This is a genomic window from Rhizobium sp. YAF28, assembly GCF_052113285.1.
In the GTDB taxonomy this organism is placed as follows: domain Bacteria; phylum Pseudomonadota; class Alphaproteobacteria; order Rhizobiales; family Rhizobiaceae; genus Rhizobium.
The window spans coordinates 404,133-430,831 of record NZ_JBFRCX010000003.1; the positions used below are offsets into that span (position 1 = coordinate 404,133).

26 protein-coding genes are annotated in these 26,699 nt (G+C 57.0%); 11 read left to right on the forward strand and 15 right to left on the reverse strand.

Going from position 1 to position 26,699, the window contains the following annotated elements:
- Positions 1-60: 60 nt before the first annotated feature.
- Positions 61-1,452, reverse strand: coding sequence for an RsmB/NOP family class I SAM-dependent RNA methyltransferase (locus AB4Z13_RS09600; RefSeq protein WP_439016905.1), 1,392 nt, complete (start codon positions 1,450-1,452; stop codon positions 61-63).
- Positions 1,443-2,405 (reverse strand): zinc metalloprotease HtpX, encoded by a 963-nt coding sequence (gene htpX / locus AB4Z13_RS09605; protein WP_439016906.1) that lies wholly within the window; start codon positions 2,403-2,405, stop codon positions 1,443-1,445. The genes AB4Z13_RS09600 and htpX overlap by 10 nt, the downstream gene beginning before the upstream one ends.
- A 110-nt stretch (positions 2,406-2,515) precedes the next feature.
- On the opposite strand from htpX, the gene AB4Z13_RS09610 reads away from it, so the two are divergent.
- Together AB4Z13_RS09610 and AB4Z13_RS09615 are read left to right on the forward strand one after the other, a co-directional pair.
- Positions 2,516-2,740 (forward strand): DUF1674 domain-containing protein, encoded by a 225-nt coding sequence (locus tag AB4Z13_RS09610; RefSeq protein ID WP_310389758.1) that lies wholly within the window; start codon positions 2,516-2,518, stop codon positions 2,738-2,740.
- A gap of 75 nt (positions 2,741-2,815) precedes the next feature.
- Positions 2,816-3,232, forward strand: a complete 417-nt coding sequence (locus AB4Z13_RS09615) for a thermonuclease family protein (RefSeq protein WP_439016907.1) — start codon at positions 2,816-2,818, stop codon at positions 3,230-3,232.
- Between the two features lie 32 nt (positions 3,233-3,264).
- Here the strand turns inward: AB4Z13_RS09615 and acs are convergent, their stop codons facing one another.
- On the reverse strand, positions 3,265-5,220 hold the full coding sequence (acs, locus tag AB4Z13_RS09620) for an acetate--CoA ligase (protein ID WP_439016908.1): 1,956 nt from the start codon (positions 5,218-5,220) through the stop codon (positions 3,265-3,267).
- A gap of 233 nt (positions 5,221-5,453) precedes the next feature.
- Here acs and AB4Z13_RS09625 point away from each other — a divergent pair, with 233 nt between their 5' ends.
- On the forward strand, positions 5,454-6,155 hold the full coding sequence (locus AB4Z13_RS09625) for a DUF1013 domain-containing protein (RefSeq protein ID WP_037102176.1): 702 nt from the start codon (positions 5,454-5,456) through the stop codon (positions 6,153-6,155).
- 71 nt (positions 6,156-6,226) lie between these two features.
- Here AB4Z13_RS09625 and AB4Z13_RS09630 read toward each other — a convergent pair whose 3' ends face one another.
- On the reverse strand, positions 6,227-7,162 hold the full coding sequence (locus tag AB4Z13_RS09630) for a flagellin N-terminal helical domain-containing protein (RefSeq protein ID WP_439016909.1): 936 nt from the start codon (positions 7,160-7,162) through the stop codon (positions 6,227-6,229).
- Positions 7,163-7,579: 417 nt separating this feature from the next.
- The gene (locus AB4Z13_RS09635; protein WP_439016910.1) at positions 7,580-8,239 is read right to left on the reverse strand and encodes a YggS family pyridoxal phosphate-dependent enzyme; all 660 of its coding nucleotides are present in this window, start codon (positions 8,237-8,239) and stop codon (positions 7,580-7,582) included.
- A gap of 196 nt (positions 8,240-8,435) precedes the next feature.
- On the opposite strand from AB4Z13_RS09635, the gene leuS reads away from it, so the two are divergent.
- From leuS to holA, 3 genes are read left to right on the forward strand one after another with little or no spacing between them, the layout of a single operon-like run.
- The gene (leuS, locus tag AB4Z13_RS09640) at positions 8,436-11,066 is read left to right on the forward strand and encodes a leucine--tRNA ligase (RefSeq protein ID WP_439016911.1); all 2,631 of its coding nucleotides are present in this window, start codon (positions 8,436-8,438) and stop codon (positions 11,064-11,066) included.
- A complete protein-coding gene (gene lptE / locus AB4Z13_RS09645) occupies positions 11,056-11,577 on the forward strand; it encodes an LPS assembly lipoprotein LptE (protein ID WP_113322184.1) in 522 nt (173 codons plus the stop codon). The genes leuS and lptE overlap by 11 nt, the downstream gene beginning before the upstream one ends.
- A 12-nt stretch (positions 11,578-11,589) precedes the next feature.
- On the forward strand, positions 11,590-12,636 hold the full coding sequence (gene holA / locus AB4Z13_RS09650) for a DNA polymerase III subunit delta (protein WP_439016912.1): 1,047 nt from the start codon (positions 11,590-11,592) through the stop codon (positions 12,634-12,636).
- On the opposite strand, the gene AB4Z13_RS09655 is transcribed toward holA, so the two are convergent.
- The 8 genes from AB4Z13_RS09655 to hemE form a co-directional block, all read right to left on the reverse strand.
- Positions 12,637-13,518: a ParB/RepB/Spo0J family partition protein gene (locus AB4Z13_RS09655; protein ID WP_439016913.1), complete on the reverse strand. Its 882-nt coding sequence runs from the start codon at positions 13,516-13,518 to the stop codon at positions 12,637-12,639. It lies immediately after the preceding gene.
- A 33-nt stretch (positions 13,519-13,551) separates the two neighbouring features.
- Positions 13,552-14,346, reverse strand: a complete 795-nt coding sequence (locus tag AB4Z13_RS09660) for a ParA family protein (protein WP_439016914.1) — start codon at positions 14,344-14,346, stop codon at positions 13,552-13,554.
- Between the two features lie 19 nt (positions 14,347-14,365).
- Complete coding sequence (rsmG, locus tag AB4Z13_RS09665) at positions 14,366-14,983, reverse strand: 16S rRNA (guanine(527)-N(7))-methyltransferase RsmG (protein ID WP_113322180.1); 618 nt, start codon at positions 14,981-14,983, stop codon at positions 14,366-14,368.
- Between the two features lie 28 nt (positions 14,984-15,011).
- Positions 15,012-16,886, reverse strand: coding sequence for a tRNA uridine-5-carboxymethylaminomethyl(34) synthesis enzyme MnmG (mnmG, locus tag AB4Z13_RS09670; RefSeq protein ID WP_439016915.1), 1,875 nt, complete (start codon positions 16,884-16,886; stop codon positions 15,012-15,014).
- Positions 16,887-16,951: 65 nt separating this feature from the next.
- Entirely contained in the window at positions 16,952-18,274 is a 1,323-nt protein-coding gene (gene mnmE / locus AB4Z13_RS09675) for a tRNA uridine-5-carboxymethylaminomethyl(34) synthesis GTPase MnmE (protein WP_439016916.1), read from the reverse strand.
- A 105-nt stretch (positions 18,275-18,379) separates the two neighbouring features.
- A complete protein-coding gene (rho, locus tag AB4Z13_RS09680) occupies positions 18,380-19,645 on the reverse strand; it encodes a transcription termination factor Rho (protein ID WP_113322177.1) in 1,266 nt (421 codons plus the stop codon).
- 198 nt (positions 19,646-19,843) lie between these two features.
- Positions 19,844-20,380, reverse strand: a complete 537-nt coding sequence (hemJ, locus tag AB4Z13_RS09685) for a protoporphyrinogen oxidase HemJ (RefSeq protein ID WP_007813813.1) — start codon at positions 20,378-20,380, stop codon at positions 19,844-19,846.
- Positions 20,380-21,417, reverse strand: a complete 1,038-nt coding sequence (gene hemE / locus AB4Z13_RS09690) for a uroporphyrinogen decarboxylase (protein ID WP_439016917.1) — start codon at positions 21,415-21,417, stop codon at positions 20,380-20,382. The genes hemJ and hemE overlap by 1 nt, the downstream gene beginning before the upstream one ends.
- A gap of 402 nt (positions 21,418-21,819) precedes the next feature.
- Between hemE and AB4Z13_RS09695 the strand changes: the two genes are divergently transcribed.
- Genes AB4Z13_RS09695 through dnaQ form a run of 5 tightly spaced genes read left to right on the forward strand, consistent with a single transcriptional unit; the run spans position 21,820 to position 25,446 of the window.
- Positions 21,820-22,641, forward strand: coding sequence for a pyruvate, water dikinase regulatory protein (locus AB4Z13_RS09695; RefSeq protein ID WP_007813808.1), 822 nt, complete (start codon positions 21,820-21,822; stop codon positions 22,639-22,641).
- A gap of 35 nt (positions 22,642-22,676) precedes the next feature.
- On the forward strand, positions 22,677-23,276 hold the full coding sequence (locus tag AB4Z13_RS09700) for a Maf-like protein (protein WP_439016918.1): 600 nt from the start codon (positions 22,677-22,679) through the stop codon (positions 23,274-23,276).
- A complete protein-coding gene (locus AB4Z13_RS09705; protein ID WP_439016919.1) occupies positions 23,269-24,126 on the forward strand; it encodes a shikimate dehydrogenase in 858 nt (285 codons plus the stop codon). The genes AB4Z13_RS09700 and AB4Z13_RS09705 overlap by 8 nt, the downstream gene beginning before the upstream one ends.
- Complete coding sequence (gene coaE / locus AB4Z13_RS09710; protein ID WP_442205970.1) at positions 24,126-24,737, forward strand: dephospho-CoA kinase; 612 nt, start codon at positions 24,126-24,128, stop codon at positions 24,735-24,737. Before AB4Z13_RS09705 ends, coaE begins: the two co-directional genes overlap by 1 nt.
- Positions 24,730-25,446 carry a DNA polymerase III subunit epsilon gene (dnaQ, locus tag AB4Z13_RS09715; protein WP_439016920.1) on the forward strand — a complete coding sequence of 239 codons (717 nt, stop codon included), beginning with the start codon at positions 24,730-24,732 and terminating at the stop codon, positions 25,444-25,446. Before coaE ends, dnaQ begins: the two co-directional genes overlap by 8 nt.
- A 57-nt stretch (positions 25,447-25,503) precedes the next feature.
- On the opposite strand, the gene secB is transcribed toward dnaQ, so the two are convergent.
- Positions 25,504-25,986 (reverse strand): protein-export chaperone SecB, encoded by a 483-nt coding sequence (secB, locus tag AB4Z13_RS09720; RefSeq protein WP_007813799.1) that lies wholly within the window; start codon positions 25,984-25,986, stop codon positions 25,504-25,506.
- Positions 25,987-26,084: 98 nt separating this feature from the next.
- Positions 26,085-26,594: an FxsA family protein gene (locus tag AB4Z13_RS09725; protein ID WP_439016921.1), complete on the reverse strand. Its 510-nt coding sequence runs from the start codon at positions 26,592-26,594 to the stop codon at positions 26,085-26,087.
- Positions 26,595-26,699: the final 105 nt, after the last annotated feature.

Below are 26,699 nucleotides of genomic sequence, written 5' to 3' on the forward strand. Positions count from 1 at the left end.
AAAACCGATTTCATTAGCCACGATGTATTATTTTGTGATGAAGTTGGAATATAATAGAACTTAGACGCGTCTGAGCACCGCAGCGTAGAAGCCATCGAGGCCCGATGCAAAACCATCAGGCATATCCAGCATTGTAGGAAGTGTGCGGAACTCGCCCAGTGGTGTAATCGCCTGGCTCATACCGGGCCATTTTTCGGTGTCGATCGGCACCCGTTCAACGACCTTCACATCTTCGAGAACGCGCGCCACGACCTCCTCGCCTTCCTGCGGATCGAGCGAGCAGTTGGAAAAGACGAGCACGCCGCCAGGGTTCAGCAGGGTAATAGCATGGCGCAGAAGACGCTCCTGCAGTGCTGCGAGCTTGGTGATATCCTCGGCGCCTTTCGTCCAGAGCACGTCGGGATGCCGGCGCGTCGTACCTGTCGAAGAGCAGGGCGCGTCGAGAAGAATCGCGTCGAAACGCTCCGACGGTTCGAATTTCGTAAGATCCACCGCGATCGTATCGGCTTCGAGGCCCAGCCGCTCCAGATTGGAGCGTAAGCGCTTCAGCCGATTTTCGGACTGGTCGATCGCCGTCACCTTGCCACCGGCAAGGATGAGCTGTGCGGTCTTGCCGCCCGGCGCAGCGCAGAGATCGGCAACACGCTTGCCGGTGAGATCACCGAAGAGCTTCGCGGGAATGCTCGCAGCCGCATCCTGAACCCACCATTCACCCTCGTCAAAGCCGGCAAGCAAGGGAATACCGCCTTCAAAAGCGGAAAGTCGCACGCCGCCAGTGGGTAGCACCGTGCCGTTCAGGCGCTCCGCCCAGCCTGCGGCATCGGATTTAACGGTAAGATCGATCGCCGCCGGCTCAAGCTGGGATTCCGAAATGGCAAGTGCCCGCTCTTTCCCGTAGGCTTTCGCAAGCCGCGCGATGAACCACGCCGGCATTGGCGGAATGTCAGCGATCTCGGCAAGGATATGCTCCTTCTCACGGCTAAGACGGCGCAGGATCGCATTGACGAGCTTGGCGAAACGCCGATTGCGAGGATCCTGATTGGCCTGTTCGACCGAAAGGTCGACGGCGGAGTGATCGGGAACGTCGAGATAGAGAATCTGCGCAGCTCCAACGGCAAGCACATGATGCAAAGCTCGGGCACCTTCCGGCAACGGCGTTTCGAGCAGCGAGGCAATGGCGGCATCGATGCGAGGCAGATGCCTAAGGGTGGTGTTGAGGATGGCGCGCACCAGAGCACGATCGCTTTCCCCGAGCGCCTTGTAGGCCGGATTTCCATGCTCGTGATCCAGCGCGCCATCGAGCGGCAGTTTTTTGTCGACGACGGCGGCAAGGATTTTTGCGGCTGCAGCACGCGCCGGCAGGCCGGGTTTTATCGGCGCCTGCGCTGAGCGTTCTGGGGAAGGTTTATGTTTGTGAACTGGCTTCTTCTTGCCGTCTGAATTCAAGACCACGGACCCTTTGGCGGTTGCGAGCCACCGCCGCCGGAACCCGTATTCGGAACCGAGCGCGATTTGCGTGTCGGATTAGCAGCACGAACCGGCCGCGTCGAGACGTCGAAACCTCCCCGTGCCATTTCCTGTAGGGCCGCAATACGATTTTCGGTGTTCGGATGGGTCGAAAACAGGTTGTCCATGCGCTCGCCGGAGAGCGGATTGATGATGAACATATGCGCAGTGGCCGGGTTGCGTTCAGCGTCGTAGTTCGGCACTTGCGCCGCACCGCGGGCAATCTTGCCGAGCGCGGAGGCCAACCACAGCGGGTTGCCGCAGATTTCAGCACCCCGCCTGTCGGCCGAATATTCGCGCGTGCGGCTGATTGCCATTTGCACCAGCATGGCGGCAAGCGGTGCAACGATCATCGCGACGAGCACGCCGACGAAGCCCAGGGGATTGTTGTTGTTCTCGCGGTTGCCGCCAAAGAAGAAGGCGAAATTGCCGAGCATCGAGATCGCACCGGCAAGCGTGGCGGTGATCGTCATGGTCAGCGTATCGCGGTTCTGGACGTGGGCAAGCTCATGCGCCATCACGCCCGCAACTTCTTCTGGCGAGAGGGCGGCAAGCAGGCCGGTCGAGGCCGCGACGGCAGCGTTCTCCGGATTGCGCCCGGTCGCAAAGGCATTCGGCTGAGGGCTGTCGTAGAGATAGACCTTCGGCATCGGCAGGCCCGCATTATGGGCGAGATCGCGCACGATACGGTAAAATTCCGGGGCGTTGCGCTCATCGACCTCCTGCGCCCGATAGGCCGATAATACCATCCGGTCGGCATTCCAGTAGGAGAAGAAATTCATGCCGGCAGCGATGAGAAAGGCGATCATCATGCCGCCTCTGCCGCCGATCAAAAAGCCGACAAACATGAAAAGCGCCGTCATGAAGGCAAGCAACATGGCAGTACGCACGAGGTTCATCAGAGGTCTCCATCTCCTTGATTGCAGCGCGATGCTTTAAATCCTGGCGCCAACGCACTATGATTTGGTTATTCGCCAGCCATTTTCAATATTTTCAGGCGGGAGTCAGCATGCAGACGGCCGATAACGATAATGTGGAAACCCCGGTGCCAGAGGGCTCCGAGCCGCCGCGCAAGATGCTTTCCCCTGCCGCAAAGCGTGCGTTGGCCGAAGCCGAGGAGCGCCGCAAAAACGCTAGGCTTGCCGATCTGCCACCGGAGATCGGCGGACGGGGCGGAGCTGAGCCCTCCCGCTTCGGCGACTATGAAATCAACGGCCGTGCGATCGATTTCTAGGTAAATATTCCCATTGACTTCAGGACATAATCGGAATTTATTCCTGTTATGCTTAAGCCGCTTTTGATTCTTCTGTTGTCTCTTTCGTCTGTGCCAGCCCTTGCGGCACGGGACGAAATCGAAGGTCCTGTATCGGCGAAGATTATCCGGATCATTGACGGCGATACGCTGCTGGTTGCCGCAACACCCTGGCCGCAGCAGACCATGGAAGTCTATGTCCGCATTCGCGGCATAGATGCGCCCGAAATCCATTCGAAATGCGCTGAAATCCGGAAGGCTGGTCTTGAGGCACGAGATGCGCTTGAACAAATGATATCAGGCGTCTCCATTATCCAGCTGAGGGAGATCGCCGGCGACAAATATTTCGGACGAATTCTCGCCAATGTCACCTTCGCGGATGGGCGCAATCCCGCACAGGATCTTCTTTCGGAAGGACTGGTCCGCGCCTATGATGGCGGTCGCAAACCACAGGTTTTCTGCGCGGAAGAATAGGGCCGCTCCTGACGGTGGAGCGGCCCTTTGACTCAAGCCGTAGCCTTGTTCTGCCGGTTAGCGATCAGATCTTCGACAACCGCCGGATCTGCCAGCGTCGAGGTATCGCCAAGCGAACCGAAATCGTCCTCGGCAATCTTGCGCAGGATGCGGCGCATGATCTTGCCGGACCGGGTCTTCGGCAGGCCGGGCGCGAACTGGATTTTGTCGGGTGCTGCAATCGGGCCGATTTCCCCACGCACATGTTTGACAAGCTGCTGGCGCAACTCGTCTGTGCCCTCATTGCCCGCCATCAGCGTGACGTAGCAATAAATGCCCTGGCCTTTGATCGGGTGCGGATAACCAACGACAGCAGCTTCCGAGACGAGATTGTGCGAGACGAGGGCGGATTCGACTTCCGCCGTACCGAGACGATGGCCGGAGACGTTCAGAACATCATCGACGCGGCCGGTGATCCAGTAATAACCGTCTTCGTCGCGGCGGCAGCCGTCACCGGTGAAATACTTGCCCTTATAGGTGGAGAAGTAGGTCTGGATGAAGCGCTCGTGGTCACCATAGACCGTACGCATCTGACCCGGCCAGCTATCGGTGATGCAGAGATTGCCGTCGGCGGCACCGTCCAGCACGTTGCCTTCATTATCGACGAGCTGCGGCTTGACGCCGAAGAAGGGCTTGGTGGCCGAACCAGGCTTGAGGGCGGTGGCGCCCGGCAGCGGCGTAATCATATGGCCGCCAGTTTCCGTCTGCCACCAGGTATCGATCACGGGGCAACGCTTGTCGCCGACGACATTGTAATACCATTCCCAGGCTTCCGGATTGATCGGTTCGCCGACCGTGCCGAGCAGGCGCAGGCTCTCGCGGGAAGAGCGGGTAACGAAATGGTCGCCAGCGCCCATGAGCGAGCGGATCGCCGTTGGCGCCGTGTAGAAGATATTGACCTTGTGCTTGTCGATGATTTCCCAGAAACGGCCTTGGTCCGGAAAATTCGGCACGCCTTCGAACATCAGTGTCGTCGCACAGTTCGCGAGCGGCCCGTAGACGATATAGGAGTGACCGGTAACCCAGCCGACATCGGCCGTGCACCAGTAGATATCGCCGGGGTGGTAATCGAAGACATATTCATGTGTCATCGCCGCATAGACGAGATAACCGCCCGTCGTATGCAGCACGCCCTTCGGTTTGCCTGTAGAGCCCGAAGTGTAGAGGATGAAAAGCGGGTCTTCCGCCCTCATCTTCACTGGCGGGCACTCCGGCTTCACCGTGGCGATTTCCTGATGGTGCCAGAGGTCGCGACCCGGCGCCCAGCCGGTCTTGCCGCCGGTGCGGCGCACGACGAGCACCTTGTTGACCGTGACATGCTGGCGAGCCGCGATATGGATGGCGGTATCTGTATTGTCCTTTAGCGGAACCGGCTTGCCGCCGCGGATACCCTCGTCGCAGGTGATGACGAAGGTGGATTCGCAGTCGACGATACGGCCGGCCAGCGCCTCCGGCGAGAAGCCACCGAAGACGACGGAATGCACCGCGCCGATGCGGGCGCAGGCGAGCATCGCATAGGCCGCTTCCGGGATCATCGGCATGTAGATGGTGACGCGGTCACCCTTCTTGACGCCATGCTTCTTCAGCACGTTCGCCATGCGGCAGACATGCTCGTAGAGCTCGTTATAGGTGATCTTTTTATCGATATAGGGGTTGTCGCCTTCGAAGATGATGGCGGTCTGGTTGCCGTTCGTCTTCAGGTGACGATCTATGCAATTATAGGAAACATTGGTCTGGCCATCCTCGAACCACTTGATCGAGACCTTGCCGGTAAAGGACGTGTTCTTGACCTTGGTATAGGGCTTGAACCAGTCGATGCGCTTGCCGTGTTTACCCCAGAACTTGTCGGGGTTTTCAATGCTTTCCTCGTACCATTGCTCGTACTTGGCCTGATCGATCAGCGCGCGGGTCTTCACCGGTTTGGAAACCGGATAGATCTTCTCCGACATGGGAACTCCTCCTCACAAGGCTATGCAACGGCCGATGGTTTCGACGCAGCGACCGGGACTCGAATTGCGCAATTCATATCAGGTAGTCTGATGACGGCAATTAGACAAAGGTCATTTCATTTCTGAAGAATTGCAATTCTGCGACAGTGCGGTTATATAGCGCCATATTTCCCGGACATTGTGGTGACAATCCACGGACCGCGACCGGCGCGGACGATAGAAGGACTATATCCATGGCTCAACAGCTGCTCATGCCAAAGGCGACTGCCATCTGGCTCGTCGACAATACAGCCCTGTCTTTCGACCAGATCGCTCAGTTTTGCAAACTGCATCCGCTCGAAGTCAAGGCGATTGCCGATGGTGAAGCCGCGCAGGGCATCAAAGGCCTGGACCCGATCGCCACCGGCCAGCTTTCCCGTGATGAAATCGCCCGCGCGGAGGGCAACCCGAACTACAAGCTGAAGCTTTCCGAGCCGAAGGTCCGCGTGCCGGAATCCAAGCGCCGTGGCCCGCGCTATACGCCGGTTTCCAAGCGTCAGGACCGCCCGAACGCCATTCTCTGGCTGGTTCGTAACCATCCGGAACTGAAGGATGCCCAGATCTCGCGTCTCGTCGGCACGACCAAGTCGACGATCGAGCAGATCCGCGAGCGCACCCACTGGAATTCGGCAAACCTGGCACCGATGGACCCCGTCACACTCGGCCTTTGCAGCCAGATCGATCTCGACATGGAAGTGGAAAAGGCATCCAAGGGTCGTCCGCTGCCAACCGCTGCCGAACTCGGAGCAACGCTGCAGTCCGCTCAGGAGACCGAGCGTCTGACGCCGAGCTACGAGCGTGAGGAAGAAAAGGAAATCGACGCCGATGCCGTCTTCCGCAAGCTGAGCTCGCTGCGCTCGACCCCCAAGGACGAGGATGAAGACGATCACTTCTGAGATCGTCATATCCTGAAATGAATAAACCCCGCCAATGGCGGGGTTTTTTGTTGCCGTTCTCCTGCGCGCTACTAGCTGCGGAAGAGCGAGAGAATGTTCTGCGCCGAGGAATTGGCGATCGAGAGAGACTGGATCGCGAGCTGCTGCTGCGTCTGCAGGGCAGAGAGCTTGGAGGACTCTTCTTCCATGTCGGCGTCGACGAGGCGGCCGACACCGGAGTCGATCGAGTCACCCAGAGCGCTGACGAAGGTTTCCTGCAACTGAATTCTGGTCGAAATCGAGCCGAGCTGCGAGCCTGCATTCGTCATGGCCTGGAGCACGAGTTCGACGCCGGAAAGCGCTCCATCGAGCTGGCCCTGAGTGAAGGTGGTGATGTCGAGTGCATAGATCGACGGCATGACGATGGTGACGTTGCCATAAGTGCCGTTGAATGCGGTGCCGATGATGCCGCTCGTCGTCTGGATGGTGCCGTTGCTGTTCATGCCGAACAGCACGTTGCCGAGCGTGCCGGCATTGAGAACATAGTCCGTCATCTTGACCGAAACGGCATTGGAACCGTCACGGACGAAGGAGGAGACGACGCTCTTCGTGCCCGAGGCGCCGGCAACCCAGTTTTCACCGGAGAAGGACGCCGACTGAGCGATGCTTACCAGCTGTTCCTGCAGCTGGTCGATTTCTTCCTGGACCTTGGTCTTGTCGACACCCTTTTCAGTTGCGGCGACGATCTTGGACTTGATTTCGCTGACGACGTCGATGGCGTTGTCCATGGCAGTGTAGGCCGTATCGACCTTTGCAGCGCCGAGGCCGAGAGCGTCGGAGACAGCCGAGAGGGCCTTGTTGTCCGAACGCATGGTCGTTGCGATCGACCAATAAGCAGCGTTGTCGGCAGCTTTGTCGATACGATAGCCCGAGGAGACGCGGCCCTGGGTATCCTTGAGGCTGTCATTTACGCCGCGCAGGGTCTGCAGCGCTGCCATAGCAGCGTTGTTGGTGAGGATGCTTGTCATGTTCCGTTTTCCGCAATCAAAGTGAAAGGGGTCATCCGGACGAGTCCGGTAACGGCGACGCTTCATGCAAAACCCAAGAGAACTGGGTCATTGCCGTTAACGAATGGTTGCGCCCAACATAGTTAATAATTCCTCAATTAGCTTTGCTGAAAATTTAATTTAAGCTCTCGTTAGGGCTTGCGGCGGCAGTCAACCGGCTTTGCAAAAACGCGAGAAATCGGCAAAAATTATTCAATAATTTAAGTATCTTAGGGGAATGCCGCGAACGATGTGTGGCCGAGCATTAACCGGAAAAACCGCCGTCTTAAACTTTTTTTCGTGTTAATGAATATTATCGCTTTCCAAACAACGGCCACCGGATACCTCTTCGAATCATGAGCAATCCTCTGATTCGAAGAGGTCGTTTTCCGCCATTTGTTAACGCGTGCCGAAAATCGCCGAGCCAACGCGCACGCTGGTGGCGCCGAACGCAATGGCAATCTCGTAGTCACCGGACATGCCCATGGAGAGTTTTTTGACGCCGCACTTTTCTGCGAGCTTGGCGAGCAGGGCGAAATGCGGACCGGGATTTTCATCCGCCGGCGGAATACACATCAACCCTTCAATGGCAAGGCCGAGCTCATCGCGACAGAAATTCACGAAAGCTGCCGTATCGTCAGGTGCAATGCCGGCCTTTTGTGTCTCCAGGCCGGTATTGACCTGCACATAGAGACGCAGCGTCTTGCCCTGCCGCTTCATTTCCTCGGCAATGGCGCGCGCGATCTTCTCACGATCAATGGTCTCGATCACGTCGAAGAGCGCAACCGCTTCGGCAGCCTTATTGGATTGCAGCGGACCAATGAGGTGCAGCTCGATGCCGAGCGTTTCCGCCTTCAGTTCCGGCCATTTTCCCTGGCTTTCCTGAACGCGGTTTTCACCGAAGACGCGCTGACCGGCTTCGATCGCCAGGCGAATGGTATCGGCCTCAAAGGTCTTGGAGACCGCCACCAGCTGCACGGAACGTTCCGGACGACCCGCATCCCGCCCCGCTGCAGCAATCCTGGACCATACATCTTTCAACCGCTCTTGAAGTTCCATCGTTTCGTCCCGATAACAGGCATAAATTCATCGGCAATGCACTACTGGGCTGCCGTGGGCTTGCCAAGGCTTCTCTCCGTGAAATCGCCTCATAGCCAAGATCGAACGCGTGAAGCGCCCGCAAAACTTGACGCTTGGTTGGTTTCATGGTGAAGGTCTCGACCAACCTCCCCTGATTTTCCGGAAATTCTGATACATGGCTACCGAACGTTACAATCCGCGCGACGCCGAGCCCCGCTGGCAGCAGAAATGGAATGAGGAAAAGGTCTTCGAGACCGATAACTCCGATCCGCGCGAGAAATATTACGTCCTAGAGATGTTCCCCTATCCGTCGGGCCGTATCCACATGGGTCATGTCCGCAACTACGCCATGGGCGATGTCGTGGCACGCTACAAGCGTGCTCGCGGCTATAACGTCCTTCATCCAATGGGTTGGGACGCCTTTGGCATGCCAGCGGAAAATGCTGCGATGGAGCGCGGCGTACACCCCGCATCCTGGACTTATCAGAACATCGGCTCGATGAAGGCACAGCTGAAGGCGATGGGCCTGTCGCTGGACTGGTCCCGCGAATTCGCGACCTGCGATGTCGAATATTACCAGCAGCAGCAGCATCTCTTCCTGGACTTCCTGGAAAAGGGCCTCGTGTACCGCAAGCAGTCCAAGGTGAACTGGGATCCTGTCGACAACACCGTTCTCGCCAACGAACAGGTCATCGACGGCCGCGGCTGGCGGTCCGGCGCGCTGGTCGAACAGCGCGAACTGACGCAGTGGTTCTTTAAGATCACCGATTTCAGCCAGGACCTGCTGGACGCGCTCGATACGCTCGACCAGTGGCCGGAAAAAGTGCGGCTGATGCAGAAGAACTGGATCGGCCGCTCTGAAGGTCTCACGATCCGCTGGGAGATTGTCCCGGAAACCGCACCTGCCGGCGAAACCGAAGTGGTGGTCTACACGACCCGTCCGGATACGCTGTTCGGCGCCTCCTTCCTGGCGATCGCGGCTGATCATCCGCTCGCCAAGGAGGCCGCGGGAAGGAATGCTGACATCGAGGCCTTCTGCGAGGAATGCCGCCGTGCCGGTACCTCTCTTGCCGCACTCGAGACGGCTGACAAAAAGGGCATGGATACCGGGATCCGTGTGAAGCACCCGCTCGATCCTTCCTGGGAGCTGCCGGTCTACGTCGCCAATTTCGTCTTGCTGGACTACGGCACGGGCGCCATCTTCGGCTGCCCCTCCGGCGACCAGCGAGACCTGGATTTCGCCCGCAAATATGGTCTGCCCGTCGTGCCGGTCGTCATGCCTGAGGACGGCGATGCCGCAAGCTTCACCATCGGCGATGTCGCCTATGACGGCGAGGGCGTGATGATCAACTCGCGCTTCCTTGATGGCAAGACGGCAGACGAAGCTTTCCAGATCGTTGCCGACAAGCTGTCGTCCACTCTGCTCGGCAATGCGCCGCAGGGCGAACGCAAGGTCAATTTCCGCCTGCGCGACTGGGGTATCTCCCGCCAGCGTTACTGGGGCTGCCCCATTCCGGTCATCCATTGCGATGACTGCGGCGTCATACCGGTTCCGAAAAAGGACCTGCCGGTAAAGCTGCCGCAGGATGTGACTTTCGATCAACCCGGTAATCCGCTGGATCGTCACCCGACCTGGCGGCACGTCGCCTGCCCGCAATGCGGCAAGGATGCGCGTCGTGAGACGGACACGATGGACACATTCGTCGATTCCAGCTGGTACTTCACCCGCTTCACGGCACCCTGGGAGAAGCAGCCGACCGACCCGGCTGCGGCCAATCGCTGGCTGCCGGTGGACCAGTATATCGGCGGTATCGAGCACGCGATCCTGCACCTGCTCTATTCGCGTTTTTTCACCCGCGCGATGCGCGAGACAGGCCATGTGGACGTCAAGGAGCCTTTCAAGGGTCTCTTCACCCAGGGGATGGTGGTCCACGAAACCTATAGCCGCGGCGCCGGCATGCATCGCGAATGGATTTCCCCCGCCGATATCCGTATCGAGGAGATTGACGGGAAGCGCAACGCCTATCTGCTGGAAGGCGGCGAAGAAATCACCATCGGCTCGATCGAAAAGATGTCGAAGTCGAAAAAGAACGTCGTGGACCCCGACGATATCATTGCCTCCTACGGCGCCGATACTGCCCGCTTCTTCGTTCTGTCAGACTCTCCGCCCGAGCGCGACGTGATCTGGTCGGAAGCTGGCGTTGAAGGTGCTCACCGCTTCACACAGCGGCTGTGGCGTCTGATTTCGGAAGCGGCTGAAGTGCTCTCCACTGTAGAACCGAAGACCGCGAAAGACGGCGAAGCCCTCGCAATCTCTCAGCTCGCCCACAAGACGCTGAAGGCGGTCCAGAACGACTATGACAGGCTTTGGTTCAACAAAGCAGTCGCCCGCATCTACGAACTCGTCAACGCACTGGCAGGCCCGCTGACGAAGGTCGCAGCCGGTGAAGGCGATGCAGCCTATCGGGCTGCCATCCGAAATGCCGCCGAGATCCTCATCCAGCTCGTTGCGCCCATGACGCCGCATCTGGCTGAGGAATGCTGGATGACCCTTGGCAACAAGGAGCTGATCGCCCATACGGCCTGGCCGGACTATGACCGATCGCTGGTCGTGGAGAACGACGTGATCCTGCCCGTACAAATCAACGGCAAGAAGCGCGCCGAATTGACAATTTCGCGCGACGCAGATCAGAATGCCGTCACCGAAGCCGTGCTGGAATTGGACGCGGTGAAGAGCGCCTTGAACGGCCAGGCACCCAAGAAAATCATCGTGGTTCCACAGAGGATTGTAAACATTGTCGTCTGATTTCGCCCGCAAGCTTGCGCGCCGCGCCGGCATCGTCACGATCCTTGTGTCCACGGCGTTTCTTTCCGCCTGCCAGGTTCGGCCGCTCTATTCCGAAAGCACCGGCGTTACCGAAAAGCTCGGCTCCGTCGGCTTTTCCGAAGCAAGTACACGTGTCGGACAGGTAGTTCGCAATCGTCTGATCTTCCTGGCTTCCCGCGGTGCCGGAGAAGTCGATAAGCCGAATTACATGGTTGATATGCAAGTTTCGTCATACGTTGCCGATACTTTGCTTGTTCAGTCCTCGGATACGTCTCGCGCGGGGCGCGCGACCGTGACGGTCAGCTATACGTTGCGGACGACGAAGGACAGTCAGATCATCAAGGCCGGTAGCCGCTCTGCAACATCTCTGGTTGACTTCCCCAGCCAGGAATTTGCCAAGCAGCGAGCAATTCTCGATGCGGAAAATCGCGCCGCCAATCAGGCGGCCGAATTCGTGGGAGCGGATCTCGCCGCCGCACTCAGCCGCTAAGGGAGCGGTGGCGTGGCGGAAATCAAATCCCATGAGTTCGAAGGGTTTCTGCAGAAATCCGCACGCCTGTACCGCATTTATCTGATCTATGGTCCGGACCGTGGACTCGTTTCCGAGCGCGCCGGTATGATCGCTGGAAAGACGGGCATAGATCAGAACGATCCGTTCTCCGTCACCAAGCTTGATGTCGGCGATCTACAGAAAGAGCCTGGCCGGTTGGTTGATGAAGCCCAATCCATCGGTCTTTTCGGCGGCGAAAAGCTGATATGGGTAAGGGGTGGCGCGAACGAGAAATATCTCGTCGATGCTGTCGCGTTTCTGTCCGGCGCTTCCCTTGAAGCAGTCAGCATCATCATCGAAGCAGGTGATCTGAAAAAGGGATCTGCCTTACGCAAGACAGTCGAGGCTGCTCGTAGCGCAACAGTTGCCATCCCCTGCTATGCTGACGACGGCCGCGCGCTGAACGCGCTGATCGACAACGAACTTTCCGCCGAAGGGTTGGGCATAACGCCTGCTGCCAGGCAAGCTCTCGTCGCGCTGATCGGGGGCGACAGAATTGCTTCCAGAAACGAAATTCGCAAACTGGCGCTCTATTGCCGAGGCGCGGGAACGATCGATGATCATCACGTTACCGAAATAATCGGGGACGCCAGTGCAATTTCGGTCGATGATGCTGTGGATGCGATATTGAGCGGCAACAGCAACAGTTTCCTACATGCGATGCAGAAGATCACCAGTTCCAAAACCTCGGTTTTTCTGGTTCTCCAAGCCTGCCTTCGACAATTTCAGCTTCTCGATACGATGCGCGCGGAGATGGATGACAAGAGACTGCCGCCCGCGCAGATCATGCAGACGTTGGGCAGACATCTTCATTTCCGCCGCAAGCCGATTATAGAGCAGGCATTAAAAAGCTGGAGCGCAGACGCCATCTCGCGTGAAACGAAGCGCCTGCAGGCAGCTGTCCTGCAAACGAGACAGCGTCAGATATTGGAAGACAGCATCGCCATGCAGACGTTGCTCTCCACGACACTGCAGTCGGCAAGACGCCCCCAAGCCTGATCAGCGGCGTTCCAGAAGCCGGCAGACTTCCTCGAGCTGCTCCAGGGACTTGTAGGAGATACGGATCTGACCGCCACTGGCCTTGTGATTGATGGATACATCAAGCCCGAGCGTATCCGATAGCGTGCGCTCCAGAGCCAGCGTATCGGAATCCTTCTGGTTTCTTTGAACAGGCGCGTGTGGCTCTGACTGAGCCTTGATGTCGTTCTGCGCAAGCTTCTCCGCATCGCGCACCGACATGCCCTTGGAAACAATTGTACGCGCGAGTGCGGAGGGGTCTGATGTCGAAACCAACGCACGCGCATGCCCCGCGGAAAGGCTCCCAGCAGCCAGCATGTCCCGAACGGGCTCGGGCAGCTTCAACAGGCGCAACGAATTGGCGACATGGCTGCGGCTCTTGCCGATAATCTCACCGAGATCATTTTGGGTATATCCATATTCGGCGATGAGCTGCTCATAGCCAAGCGCTTCTTCGAGAGCGTTGAGATCGGAGCGTTGAACGTTCTCAACGATCGCAATTTCCAGCGCCGTCTTGTCATCAACATCTCTGATAATAACAGGAATTTCAATCAAACCCGCCAGTTGGGCCGCCCGCCAACGTCTTTCGCCGGCTATGATTTCATAGCGGTCCCGCGCGAGCGTTCTGGCGACGATTGGCTGCACGATCCCATGCTGGCGGATCGAACTCGCAAGGTCGTGAAGCTCGGTGTCATCAAAGAAACGACGAGGGTTGCGAGGGTTGCGAGTGACGAACTCAATAGGGATCATCCGGTCGGCGCTGACCGTAGGCCGCTCCGCCTCGGCCGGAACAGGCTGATCCATTTCACCTATAAGGGCTGCGAGGCCGCGGCCAAGCCGTCTTTTCGATGTATCGTCATTCATGTTTAAAACTCGCTTACTCTGTCATGCACTCTTTCAAGCTGCCAGTCTCTGCCGCTCCCGCTGGATAACTTCCGATGCGAGCTGCAGATAGGCCTGGCTGCCGGCGCACTTGAGATCATAGAGAATAGCCGGCTTGCCGTATGAGGGCGCCTCTGAAACACGGACATTCCGCGGGATAAGTGTGTGATAGACCTTCTCACCGAGATGAGTCCGCACGTCGTTGACGACTTGCTGTGCAAGATTATTGCGAGCATCGAACATCGTCAGCACAATGCCTTGAATATCGAGCTGCGGATTGACCGTTCGGCGGACCTGGTTGACGGTCTCCAGAAGCTGGCTCAGACCTTCAAGCGCGAAGAACTCGCACTGCAGCGGCACCAGCACAGAATGGGCAGCCGCCATCGCATTCATTGTCAGCAGGTTGAAGGAAGGCGGGCAGTCGAGAAGAATGTAAGAAAAAGACACCGCTTCGGGGGACAACAATGCCTTTTTAAGCTTGAAGACGCGATCGCTCTGCTGCGAGATTTCCATCTCGACCCCGAGAAGATCCATCGTCGACGGAACAATGAAGAGATTAGGAACCGCCGTTTCCAACGCGGTCTCGGCGACACCAGCTTGCCCGACCATCAGATCGTAAGAAGAAAGCTTACGATTGCGTCGATCAATACCCAAACCAGTGCTTGCATTGCCCTGTGGGTCCAGATCGATAATCAGCACCCGCTCGCCAATGGCGGCGAGAGCGGTTGCCAAATTGATTGCGGTGGTCGTCTTGCCAACGCCACCCTTTTGATTTGCGATGGTGATAATCCGATTACGTTCGCCAGCCATTGCCGCAATATCCGTTTCGTTAAACCAGGCGCTGGAGACTTGATATTTCGAGAATTACAGAATCTTGCTCAACAGCGCTATTGTGTTCTAGCAGATCAAAAGTCCAGCGGCCATGTGCTTTCTGGATCTCTCTTTGGTAATCCCGGCCTTTATGAAAATATGCGCGATTATTTTCCTTTCCAACCATCCAGGGCGCCGCGTATTCAATCAGCTTATCGAGATCGGCTAGCGCACGGGCGGAAATAGCGTCGCAAGCAGCTATTGCTACCGGCGCATCTTCGATCCTGATAGCGTGCACCTCGCCTCGCGCGCCGGTTTCTCGCAAAGCAGTGCGCAGAAATGCCGCCTTCTTATTGTTGCTCTCCACCAGGTGAACCCAACCTTGTTGCTGTTCGGCCAGGAAGATCGCGGTGATCACACCCGGAAAACCGCCGCCGCTTCCGAGATCGATCCAGGTTTGCGGGTGAGGGGAGATCTGAAATATCTGCGCACTATCCGCGATATGCCGGTTCCACATATCACTCATGGTCGAAGGGGCGATGAGGTTGATCGCCTTGGCCCATTTCGTGAAAAGCTCTGCGAAATATTGCAGACGTTCTTGTGTTTCACGTGAAACACGCAATCCGTTTAATTCCATTCCCGAAGACTCTCAAACCTTGCAGCGACTACGCGACCTGCCCACGAACACTTTCACCGCGACGCAAGTGCACGAGCAAGAGCGAAATCGCCGCTGGCGTCATACCGTCCACTTTCAGAGCCTGAGCGATGTTGGCGGGCTTTTGTGTGTTGAGCTTATTCTTCAGCTCATTCGAGAGTCCCGATAGACTGCTGTAATCAAAGCTCTCAGGAATCAAGCGCGCCTCATCTCGCCGCTGTGCCTCGATGGCCGCGGTCTGACGATCCATATAAACCGAATAGATCGCCTCGATCTCCAGAGCCTCGACAACCTTCTTGGAGAAGGACTTCAGATCTCCCCACACCTGCTCCAACTGCGAAAACGCATATTCGGGATAGGACAGAAGTTCATAGGCAGTTCGGCGCTGGCCGTCGAGATTCAGATTAAGTCCTGCCTTACGCGCTTCATTCGGCGTAACGGATAAAGACTGAAGGAGCGTTCGACCGCTCTCCAACTCGTCTTGATATGCCGCAAAACGAGCTTGGCGTTCACTGGAAACACACCCAAGTTCGATCGCGCCTGGCGTAAGCCTCGCGTCAGCATTATCGGCGCGGAGTGTCAATCGATACTCCGCGCGAGACGTGAACATTCGATACGGCTCCGTAACACCCCGCGTCGTCAGGTCATCAATCATGACGCCGATATAGGAGTTTGTACGACTGAATATAAAAGGTTTGGAATTGCCACTCGACAATGCGGCGTTGAGACCTGCAGCAAGACCTTGGGCGCCGGCTTCCTCATAACCCGTCGTCCCGTTAATCTGACCAGCCAGGAAAAGCCCTGGTAGTTTTTTAACTTCCAATGTTGCTGTCAACTCTCTTGGATCGACATGGTCATATTCAATCGCGTAGCCAGGATGTAATATTTCTACGCGCTCCAAACCAGGAATCGTCCTGATGAACGCGGCTTGAACGTCGGCCGGCAGCGACGTTGAAATCCCGTTTGGATAAACGGTATTGTCGTCAAGCCCTTCAGGTTCCAAGAAAATCTGATGTCCGTCCCTCTCACCAAATTTAACGAGCTTGTCTTCAATCGATGGGCAATATCGCGGACCGACACCTTCGATCTGTCCAGAATACATCGCCGATTTTTGCAGGTTAGAGACGATGATACGGTGCGTCGCCTCTGTCGTTCGCGTTACGCCGCATTCGACCTGTGGATTCACGATCCGATCGGTCATGAAGGAGAACGGCACCAGCTCGTCATCGGCAGTCTGACGCCCGACAGATTCCCAATCAATCGTTTTCCCGTTCAAGCGAGCCGGTGTCCCTGTCTTAAGACGGCCCAGCTTCAAACCCAATTGCAGGAACGTCGTTGAAAGCCCCATCGAAGGTGGCTCCCCGGTGCGGCCTGCAGGTGTCTTCTCATTTCCTATATGGATAAGTCCCCGAAGGAACGTGCCTGTCGTAATAACAACCGACGGGCCTACGATGAGCCTTCCGTCTTTCATTATTACGCCAGCGACTCGATTGCCTTTGATATCCAGATCAAATGCGTCGCCTTCGATCACATCAAGGTTCTCAATTGCCTCGATGGCAGTCAACATGGCGAGTCGATAGAGCCTACGATCGGCTTGGGTGCGCGGACCACGAACCGCTGCACCCTTCTTCTTATTCAACATACGAAACTGGATACCTGCTGCATCAGCAATACGGCCCATAAGACCATCCATCGCATCAATCTCGCGAACAAGATGGCCCTTGCCAAGCCCGCCGATGGCCGGATTGCAGGACATTACGCCGATCGTGTCGCGCCGATGCGTGATCAAGGCAGTTTTTGCGCCCATCCTCGCGGCAGCCGCGGCTGCTTCCGATCCGGCATGACCGCCTCCGATCACGATAACGTCATAACTACTGGCGCTCATGCGCTACTCCACAAAAGGTTTCACGTGAAACTTCTCACGCCGCTGCCACCGGCGTTCCACGTGAATCATTTTCCGATACAAAACTCCGAAAAGATGACGCCAAGAAGATCTTCAACGTCGACCCGTCCGGTGATGCGCCCCAGATGATCACCGGCGAGCCTTAAAGATTCCGCCCTGATCTCCAGGCTTTGCTCTGCCTGATCGATTGCCGCCGATAGGGCAATCAGGCATTTCGAGAGCGAATCCTTATGCCGCTCCCGTGTCGGAACGGATAGAGACAATCCCTCAAACTTCTGTTCGATGAAGGAAGAAACAAAGTCCCGAAGTTCCGGAAGGCCTTCACCTGTCATTGTAGAAATCTGAAGGTCGTATGAAACAGTTGAAGGATATAGGTCCCGCTTGGTGCCGACAATAACATGCGATGAAGCGCGTTCCAAGTCGATAGGATCTATTGGTGATGGCGACCCCATGTCAGTCAGAAAGAGCACGAGATCAGCATTGTTCAACGCCAGCTGTGCTCTCTTGATACCTTCCTGCTCCACTATATCGCCGGTGTCTCTCAGACCCGCTGTGTCATAAAGCTTGACCAGATAGCCATTCAGATTGATATCGACATGAAGCACGTCGCGCGTCGTGCCTGCTATGTCGGTAACGATCGCCACGTCCCTTTGCGCAAACCAGTTCATCAGGCTGGACTTTCCAGCATTGGGCGCCCCGGCAATAACAACTTTAAAACCATCTCGGACAATCTCTCCCATTTCGGCATGAGAAAGATGATCCTCCATCTCTCGCCGAAGCTCCGCCAGCGACACCCAGATCTGATCCGCTACAGAGCCGGGAACATCGTCTTCATCCGGAAAGTCCAGTTCGGCTTCAATCAAAGCGCGGGAGCGCGTAATTCGTTCCGCCCACGAATCGTATAGGCGCGACAGACCGCCCGAGCTCTGCTCCAGCGCTAGGCGACGCTGCATTTCCGTCTCAGCCGCTATAAGGTCCGCTAACCCCTCGACCTCAACGAGGTCAAGCTTGCCGTTCTCAAAGGCGCGACGGCTGAATTCGCCTTCCATTGCAAGTCTGGTTCCGGAGAATGTTGCCAGTTCTCTCGAGAGAGCCGTTATAACTGCTCTGGAACCATGAACTTGGAATTCGGCGGAGTCCTCGCCGGTAAAGGAAGCCGGACCAGGAAAGAAAAGAACCAGCCCGGCATCGATCGGAAAACCGTTCCGAGTCCGAATCGTTCTGTAGGCGGCCGTTCGCGGTGATGGAATCCGACCAACCAGTGCCTCGAGGATAGAACAGGTCTGGGGGCCACTGACACGAACAACCGACACACCTGACGGCGGGGCGCCACTCGAAAGAGCAAATATGGTGTCGTTCCACGTTTCCATATGGTCTTCAGCCTATCGGTTCGTTTCCGAATCAATTCGAAACAGAAAAGGCCGGCAGTCGTGTGAACGACTCACCAGCCTCAGTCTGAGGAATCCGGCTAATAATCAGGTATTCATCGAGTCGAAGAAGTCACCATTATTCTTCGTCTGTTTCAGCTTGTCGATGAGGAATTCAATCGCATCGGTCGTTCCCATCGGAGCGAGGATACGGCGCAGAACGAAGATCTTCTGCAGATCCTGACGCGGAACGAGCAGGTCCTCCTTGCGCGTGCCCGACTTGAGAATATCCATGGCCGGGAAGATACGCTTGTCAGCGACCTTACGGTCGAGAACGATTTCAGAGTTACCGGTGCCCTTGAACTCTTCGAAGATAACTTCGTCCATGCGGCTACCGGTGTCGATGAGAGCCGTTGCAATGATGGTCAGCGAACCACCTTCTTCAATGTTACGTGCTGCACCGAAGAAGCGCTTCGGGCGCTGGAGCGCGTTGGCGTCGACACCACCAGTCAGAACCTTACCGGACGAAGGAACGACGGTATTGTAGGCGCGGCCAAGGCGGGTGATGGAATCGAGCAGGATGACAACGTCGCGGCCGTGCTCCACGAGTCGCTTGGCCTTTTCGATCACCATTTCGGCGACCTGGACGTGCCGAACCGCCGGCTCGTCAAATGTAGAAGAAATAACTTCGCCGCGGACCGAACGCTGCATATCCGTGACTTCTTCCGGACGTTCATCGATCAGCAGAACGATCAGATAGCATTCCGGATGGTTGGCGGTGATTGAGTGAGCGATGTTCTGCAGGAGAACCGTCTTACCCGTACGCGGCGGAGCAACGATCAGGCCGCGCTGTCCCTTGCCGAGAGGCGCCACGAGATCGATCACGCGGGGCGAAAGATCCTTGGAGGTTGGAACATCCAGTTCCATCTTGAAACGGTCGTTCGGATAGAGCGGCGTCAGGTTGTCGAAGTGAACCTTATGACGGATCTTTTCGGGATCATCGAAATTGATTGTGTTGACCTTGAGAAGCGCGAAATAGCGTTCGCCTTCCTTCGGACCGCGGATGGGACCCTCGACCGTATCGCCGGTCTTCAGAGAGAAGCGGCGGATCTGGGAGGGAGAGATGTAGATATCGTCCGGACCGGGCAGATAGTTAGCATTTGCGGAGCGCAGAAACCCGAAACCATCCTGCAGGACTTCAACGACGCCTTCGCCGATAATTTCGATATCCTGACTGGCAAGAACCTTGAGGATTGCAAACATGAGCTCCTGCTTGCGCATCGTGCTCGCATTTTCGACCTCGAGCGATTCGGCAAAAGCCAGAAGATCCGTCGGGGATTTACTCTTAAGTTCCTGAAGCTTCATTTCAGCCATGAAGTGACCAATACTCGTTATTTTATAAGGGGAAAGGCGATGTTGGGTCGTATTCGGTACTGCGAAAGGGGCTCGCAGGCGACTGAACTCTACACACATGCCACGAAGATGAGATGGCCGGAAAATAGCGAGTCGGAACCCGACCCGCAAGGGGGCTGCTTAAAATGACTGAAATTTAACCTCAGCAACCCCTGGGCTTCAAAAAGGCTTCACCACCACCAGGATGACGATGAGGATCATCAGTGCTGTTGGCGCCTCGTTCATGAAGCGCCAGTAACGTGCCGAGCGACGGTTTTCATCCCGTTCGAACGCCCGCACGGCTCTGCTGAAAAAGACATGGACGATTGTCAGGAGGACAACCAACCCGATCTTCGCATGTAGCCAGCCGCCGTGGAAACCATAGACCGACCAGGCGAGATAAAGACCAAGGATCCAGGTCAGCATCATCGCCGGGTTCATGATGATCTTGAGCAGCCGCCGCTCCATCACCTTGAAGGTCTCGGATTGAACCGAGCCAGGTTCTGCATCGGTGTGGTAGATGAAAAGACGAGGCATGTAGAAAAGCCCCGCCATCCACGAGATCACGGCAATGATGTGAAGCGCCTTGATCCAAAGATAGAGATTATCAGGATTCCAGACGAACAGTCCGACAGCCAGAAGAGCGAAGAAGGCCAGCGCAAAATGGGCACGCCGGCGGGCATAGGCACCCGGCTTTTGATCCGTCTGCTTTTCCATCACGCAGCACCCATGCCACGCACGCGATCGACAAGAAGGCGTACATTCTCCGGATCCGCTTGCGGCGTGATGCCATGACCGAGATTGAAGATCAGCGGTCCGTTTCCGAGCGCTTGAAGAATATCGTCGATACCTTCCTCCAGCGAACGACCGCCAGCCACGACACGCATCGGATCGAGATTGCCCTGCACGGGTCCGTCCCTCTGCAGCTCGGCCGCAAAGGCAAGTGGTACGGACCAATCGAGCCCGATCGCATCCGCTCCGGTTTTCTGCCGGTAAGTCTTGAGCATGTAGCCCGCGCCTTTGGCAAAGGCGATGATCCGCGCCTGCGGCCGCCGTGCCCTGATCGAAGCGATCATGCGCGTCACGGGACGGATTGCGAAAGCTTCAAATTCCCTCTCGCCGAGAACACCGGCCCAGGAATCGAAGATTTGCACCGCATCAGCGCCAGCATCGATCTGCGCCACGAGATAATCTGCAGAGACATCCGCGAGCAGCGTCAACAGATATTCGAAGGCGCGCGGATGCCTGTAGGCGAAGAGGCGAGCGGGTGCCTGATCCGGCGTGCCATGACCAGCAATCATGTATGTCGCAACCGTCCAGGGCGCGCCACAGAAGCCAAGGAGGGTTGTCTCGGTGGGCAGCTCATTCCTCAGGCGCTTCACCGTCTCCAGAACTGGCTGCAGGTAATCGACAACGCTTTCTCCATCCAGGCCGGCGATACCCGCCTCGTCGATCGGATCCATCTCAGGGCCATGCCCCTCGGTAAAGCGTACATTGCGCTTCATCGCATCGGGGATGACCAGGATATCAGAAAACAGGATGGCGGCATCAAAGCCATAGCGGCGTATCGGCTGAAGCGTGACCTCGACGGCATGATCAGGCGAATAACAGAGATCGAGGAAACTTCCCGCCTTCGCGCGCGTTTCCCTGTACTCGGGCAGATATCGACCCGCCTGCCTCATGAGCCAGAGGGGTGGGGGCGTCAGGGTCTCGCCATCAAGAACCCGCATAATTTTCCGGCGCGTTTCGCTCAAGCGCTTCTTCCCTATAAAAATACAAAGATATTTTAAAAGGTTTCTATTTCTTAGAGTCGGTGTCTATCAAGGATTAAAATCCATCCACCGACAGCGCGATTTGTCACGCAGGCTCGGTTAGCGGGAACCAAGATTCGTATATTTGCGCTTAAAGCGGTAGGAAACTCGAATCCCGCAGAGATTCCAGAAGCTTCCAGGAATTCATTTTGTCACCCATCTTGTGGATAAGCTGTGCATTGTTTTGGGAAGCATAACCACAGTCCCCACACTCCACAGGTATCTCTGAAACGACCTCCGAAAGTTCCGGATGTGGATAAGGAGGCATGTTTTCCCTTGCCTCGATCCCGGCCACGCCATTAGCTCTTCGCTGTCCAGTCTTTTCAACAGGCAGCGGAAAATAGCGTGGAGAACAGAACGAACTTCTTCCATCTGCATCTGATTTCTGACTCGACCGGGGAGACTCTGATCTCCGCCGGCCGTGCCGCGTCGGCGCAGTTCAAGTCTTCTCAGCCGATCGAACACGTCTATCCGCTGATCAGAAACCGCAAGCAGCTGATGCCGGTGCTTCAGGCGATCGACAGTGAACCCGGCATTGTTCTCTACACGATCGTCGATCCGGAGCTTGCCAGCATCATTGATGAACGCTGCGCAGAAATGGGCGTGGCCTCGGTCAATGTTTTGGAACCGGTTATCGGCGCGTTCCAGATCTATCTCGGCGCTCCCTCCAGAAGGCGGGTCGGCGCTCAGCACGTGATGAACGCCGGCTACTTCGCGCGCATCGAAGCGCTGAATTTCACGATGGACCATGATGATGGTCAGATGCCGGAGGATTATAATGAGGCCGACGTCGTCATCGTCGGCATTAGCCGTACGTCGAAGACGCCGACCAGCATTTATCTCGCAAACCGTGGCATCAAGACCGCGAATATCCCGATCGTCTATGGCGTGCCCTTGCCCGAGGCTTTGGCGGCAGCGACCAAACCGCTGATAGTCTGCCTCATCGCCACCACGGATCGGATTTCTCAAGTCCGTGAAAATCGTCTGCTCGGATCGACGCCGGGTTTCGACCAGGAACACTATACCGACCGTGCAGCAATCTCGGAGGAGCTGAAGTATGCGCGCTCTCTTTGTGCCCGCCATAACTGGCCGATGATCGACGTCACTCGGCGCTCGATCGAGGAAACGGCTGCGGCGATCGTTGCCCTGCGGCCGAAGCTGCGTTAAGCGCTGAACAACTGAATCGCTCCCGAGGAACTGGGATGACACCAAAGCTCGTTCTCGCATCGTCGAGCCCATTCCGGCGGATGCTGATGGAAAATGCCGGTCTGGCTTTTGAAGCGCATGCCGCTCACATCGATGAGCGGGCAATCGAGGCTCCTCTGGAAAAATCGGGCGCCACACCCGATCAGGTGGCGCTCGTTCTTGCCGAAGCAAAGGCGGATGAGGTCAGCCGGCGCTTCGGCGGTGCACTCGTCATCGGCTCGGATCAGACGATGTCGCTTGGCGCTCAGGTCTTTCACAAGCCGAAGGATATGGCGGATGCAGCCAATCATCTGAGCATGCTTGGCGGCAGAACACACAGCTTGAACAGCGCGATTGCGATTGTCAGAGATGGCGGAGTCCTATGGCAACACGTGGCGCATGCGGAACTGACGATGCGTCCGCTGACCGATGATTTTATCGCGCGCCATCTCAAGCGCGTGGGACCAAAGGCTCTGGCAAGCGTCGGTGCCTATCAGCTTGAGGGGGAAGGGATCCAGCTGTTCGAGAAGATCGACGGAGATTATTTCACGATCCTCGGTCTGCCGATGTTGCCTCTCCTCGCAAAACTCCGGGAACTGGATGCGATCGATGGATGATTCACGTGAAACACATGGGCCGAAAGCGTTTGTCACGGGTTTTCCCGTCAAGCATTCGCGCTCACCATTGATCCACGGCTACTGGCTGAAGACGCTCGATCTGCCCGGCAGCTATCGGGCGCATGAGGTTGCCCCGGAAATCTTTGCGGATTTCATCGCCTCGTTAAGGAACGGCAGTGCCGGTTTCGTTGGCGGCAATGTCACGATTCCGCACAAGGAGATGGCGTTCAAACTGGCGGACCAACCGGATGAGCTTTCGGAAGAACTCGGCGCATCGAATACGCTGTGGCTGGAGGATGGAAAACTTCTTGCGACGAACACGGACGGCCGCGGCTTTACCGCCAATCTCGATGAACGCCATCCCGGCTGGGACCGACATGACCGAGTCGTCATCTTCGGTGCCGGCGGTGCAAGTCGCGCTGTCATTCAGGCGGTCCGCGACCGCGGCTTCAAAGAAATCCACGTCGTCAACCGCACAGTCGAGCGGGCGCAGGAACTGGCCGACCGCTTCGGCCCGAAGGTCCATGCGCATCCGACCGCAGCACTCGCCGAAGTAATGACCGGGGCGGGGCTGTTCATCAACACCACCTCTCTCGGCATGGATGGAGAGGCGGCACCCGCCATTGATTTCTCGCCAATGCTTTCGGACGCAGTCGTCACGGATATTGTCTATGTGCCGCTGAAAACACCGATCCTCGCACAGGCAGAGGAACAAGGTTTTGCCATCGTAGATGGCCTCGGCATGCTCCTGCACCAGGCGGTTCCGGGATTTGAAAAATGGTTCGGCATGCGGCCTGTCGTTGATGAAACGCTGCGCGCATTGATAACAGCGGATATGGAAAAACACTGATGCTGAAGATCGGCCTCACTGGCTCCATCGGAATGGGCAAGTCGACGGCGGCGAAGCTCTTTGCCGAGGCCGGCGTCGCGGTCAACGATTCTGACGCTGTTGTGCACGATCTCTATGCGGGTGAAGCGGCACCTCTGGTCGATGCAGCTTTCCCCGGCACGATGAAGAACGGTACCGTCGACCGTCAGAAACTTGGCCGGCAACTCGCTCGAGATCCAGCTGGCTTCAAGCGGCTCGAACAGATTGTTCATCCCTTGGTGCGCAAGCGGGAGAGTGAATTCCTGGCACGGCAGGAGGCCGCGGGAGCAGATATGGTCCTGCTCGACATCCCTCTGCTTTTCGAAACCGACGCCGATCAGAGGGTGGATGTTATTGTCGTCGTCAGCGCCGATCCACAGATTCAGCGGGAGAGGGTGCTTGCGCGGCCGAACATGACGGAAGAAAAATTCAATATGATTCTCTCCCGCCAGATATCAGATACAGAAAAACGCCGTCGGGCCGACTACATCGTGGATAGCAGCCACAGCATCGAGACGACAAGAAAACAGGTGGCAGATATCGTCGCCGACTTGAAGAAGCGGATAGCGAAGGAAGAAGTCCCACATGCGTGAGATCATTTTCGATACGGAAACCACCGGCCTCGACAACCGCATGGACCGCATCATCGAAATCGGCGGTATTGAACTCTTCAATCATTTTCCGACAGGAAGGACGCTCCACCTCTTCGTCAATCCGGGTGATCAGAAGGTTCATCCCGATGCGCTCGCCGTCCACGGCATCAGCGACGAATTCCTGAAGGACAAGCCGCCTTTTGCCGATGTCTTCGAGCAGATTCTGGAATTCTTCGGCGACGGCAAGTGGATCGCCCACAACGCCACTTTCGACATGGGCTTTGTGAATGCCGAGCTTGCCAGGCTCGGCATTCCGCCGATCCTGCCGGATCGCGTCGTCGACACGCTCTCGCTTGCCCGGCGCAAGCATCCAATGGGGCCGAACTCGCTCGATGCTCTCTGCCGCCGTTACGGCATCGACAACTCGCACCGTACCAAACACGGCGCTCTCCTCGACTCCGAACTTCTCGCCGAAGTCTATATCGAGATGATCGGCGGCCGGCAGGCTGCACTGGGGCTCGGCGTTGCGGGATCTGCGAGCCAGAACAAGAGCGATGCCGAGGTGGAAGAAGTCGTCGTCGCTGCCATCATGGAGAGGCCGCGGTCGTTGGCGCCGCGATTGAGCGAAGCGGAAGTTGAGGCACATGACGCTCTCATCGCCAAGCTTGGTCAAAAGGCCGTCTGGTCGAAATACGATCAGCTCAACTGAAAATAAAAATGCCCGGGTTTGCCCGGGCATTTGAGTTCGAGAGCCTGTAAAACCGGCTTAGTTCGGAACGGCCTGAACCTTGGAGCGGGCCTGTTCTTCGGCAACGCGCTGTGCGAACATCTGTGCGAAATCGATCGGGTCGATCATCAGCGGCGGGAAGCCGCCATTGCGCGTGACGTCGGCAATGATCTGGCGGGCAAACGGGAAGAGCATGCGCGGGCACTCGATGAAGAGAACCGGCAGCATGTGCTCCTGCGGGAAGCCGGCAACGCGGAAGACGCCGCCATAGACGAGCTCGGTGTGGAAGACCGTCTTGTCGCCTTCCTTGGCTTCAGCGATCAGCGAAAGCACGACATCGAAATCCGTTTCGGACAGCGGATTGGCATTGACGTTTACATTGATGTTGATCGCCGGTGCCTTGTCGCGGGCCTGAAGCGAGCGCGGTGCGCCCGGGTTTTCGAAGGAAAGATCCTTGACGTACTGGGCAAGGATCGAAAGGGTCGGGCTCGCTGCGCCGTTGCTGCTGTTATCGTCTGCCATGGGATTTTCCTCGAGGGGCATTGAATGGTGCCGCCATCTAACATTTCGGGAATAGGCTTACAACCCTGGGCGTCCGGCGCAGTTAATGCGCCGCCATATCAGTCTCCGAGCCGTTTGCCGGACCAGGGCGACTTGCCGTTCGGTTCCCGATGATAGTCCTCTTCATCGAGATCGACCACCTTTGAATCGCCCGGCTTGCCTCGAAATTCCGAACGCGAGGAAGCCGAAAAACCGTCGCCGCTCGCGCCAACGACAACGAAACGCTTTGCGATCGACCGCCAGAGCAGATTGCGAACCTGCGGGATAAGAAGCAGGATCGCCAGTATATCGGACAGAAAGCCCGGGATGATGAAGAGCAGCGAGGCGATGACAGTCATCGCCGGATTGAGCAGCTCCCGCCCGGGCACGGTACCGCTGCGCCCTTCGGCGGACATGCGGCGCAGGATGCCAATACCCTGCCGGCGCAAGAGGAAGGAGCCGACGACAAAGCCCAGTACGACAAGCGCCAGCGTCGCGGCAAGTCCGATTGCGCGGCCGACAATTACGAAGCCAGCGATCTCGGCAAGCGGCAGAAGCAGCGCGAAAACCGGCAGCATGGAAAAACGCATCTCTTTACCCCGAGTGGCTCGGGCTCCTCTTGGCACTGGCGAAGATACCAGCCATGATTTGAATCATTCGTATAGCCGGACTATATGGGGGTAGAAATCAGGGAT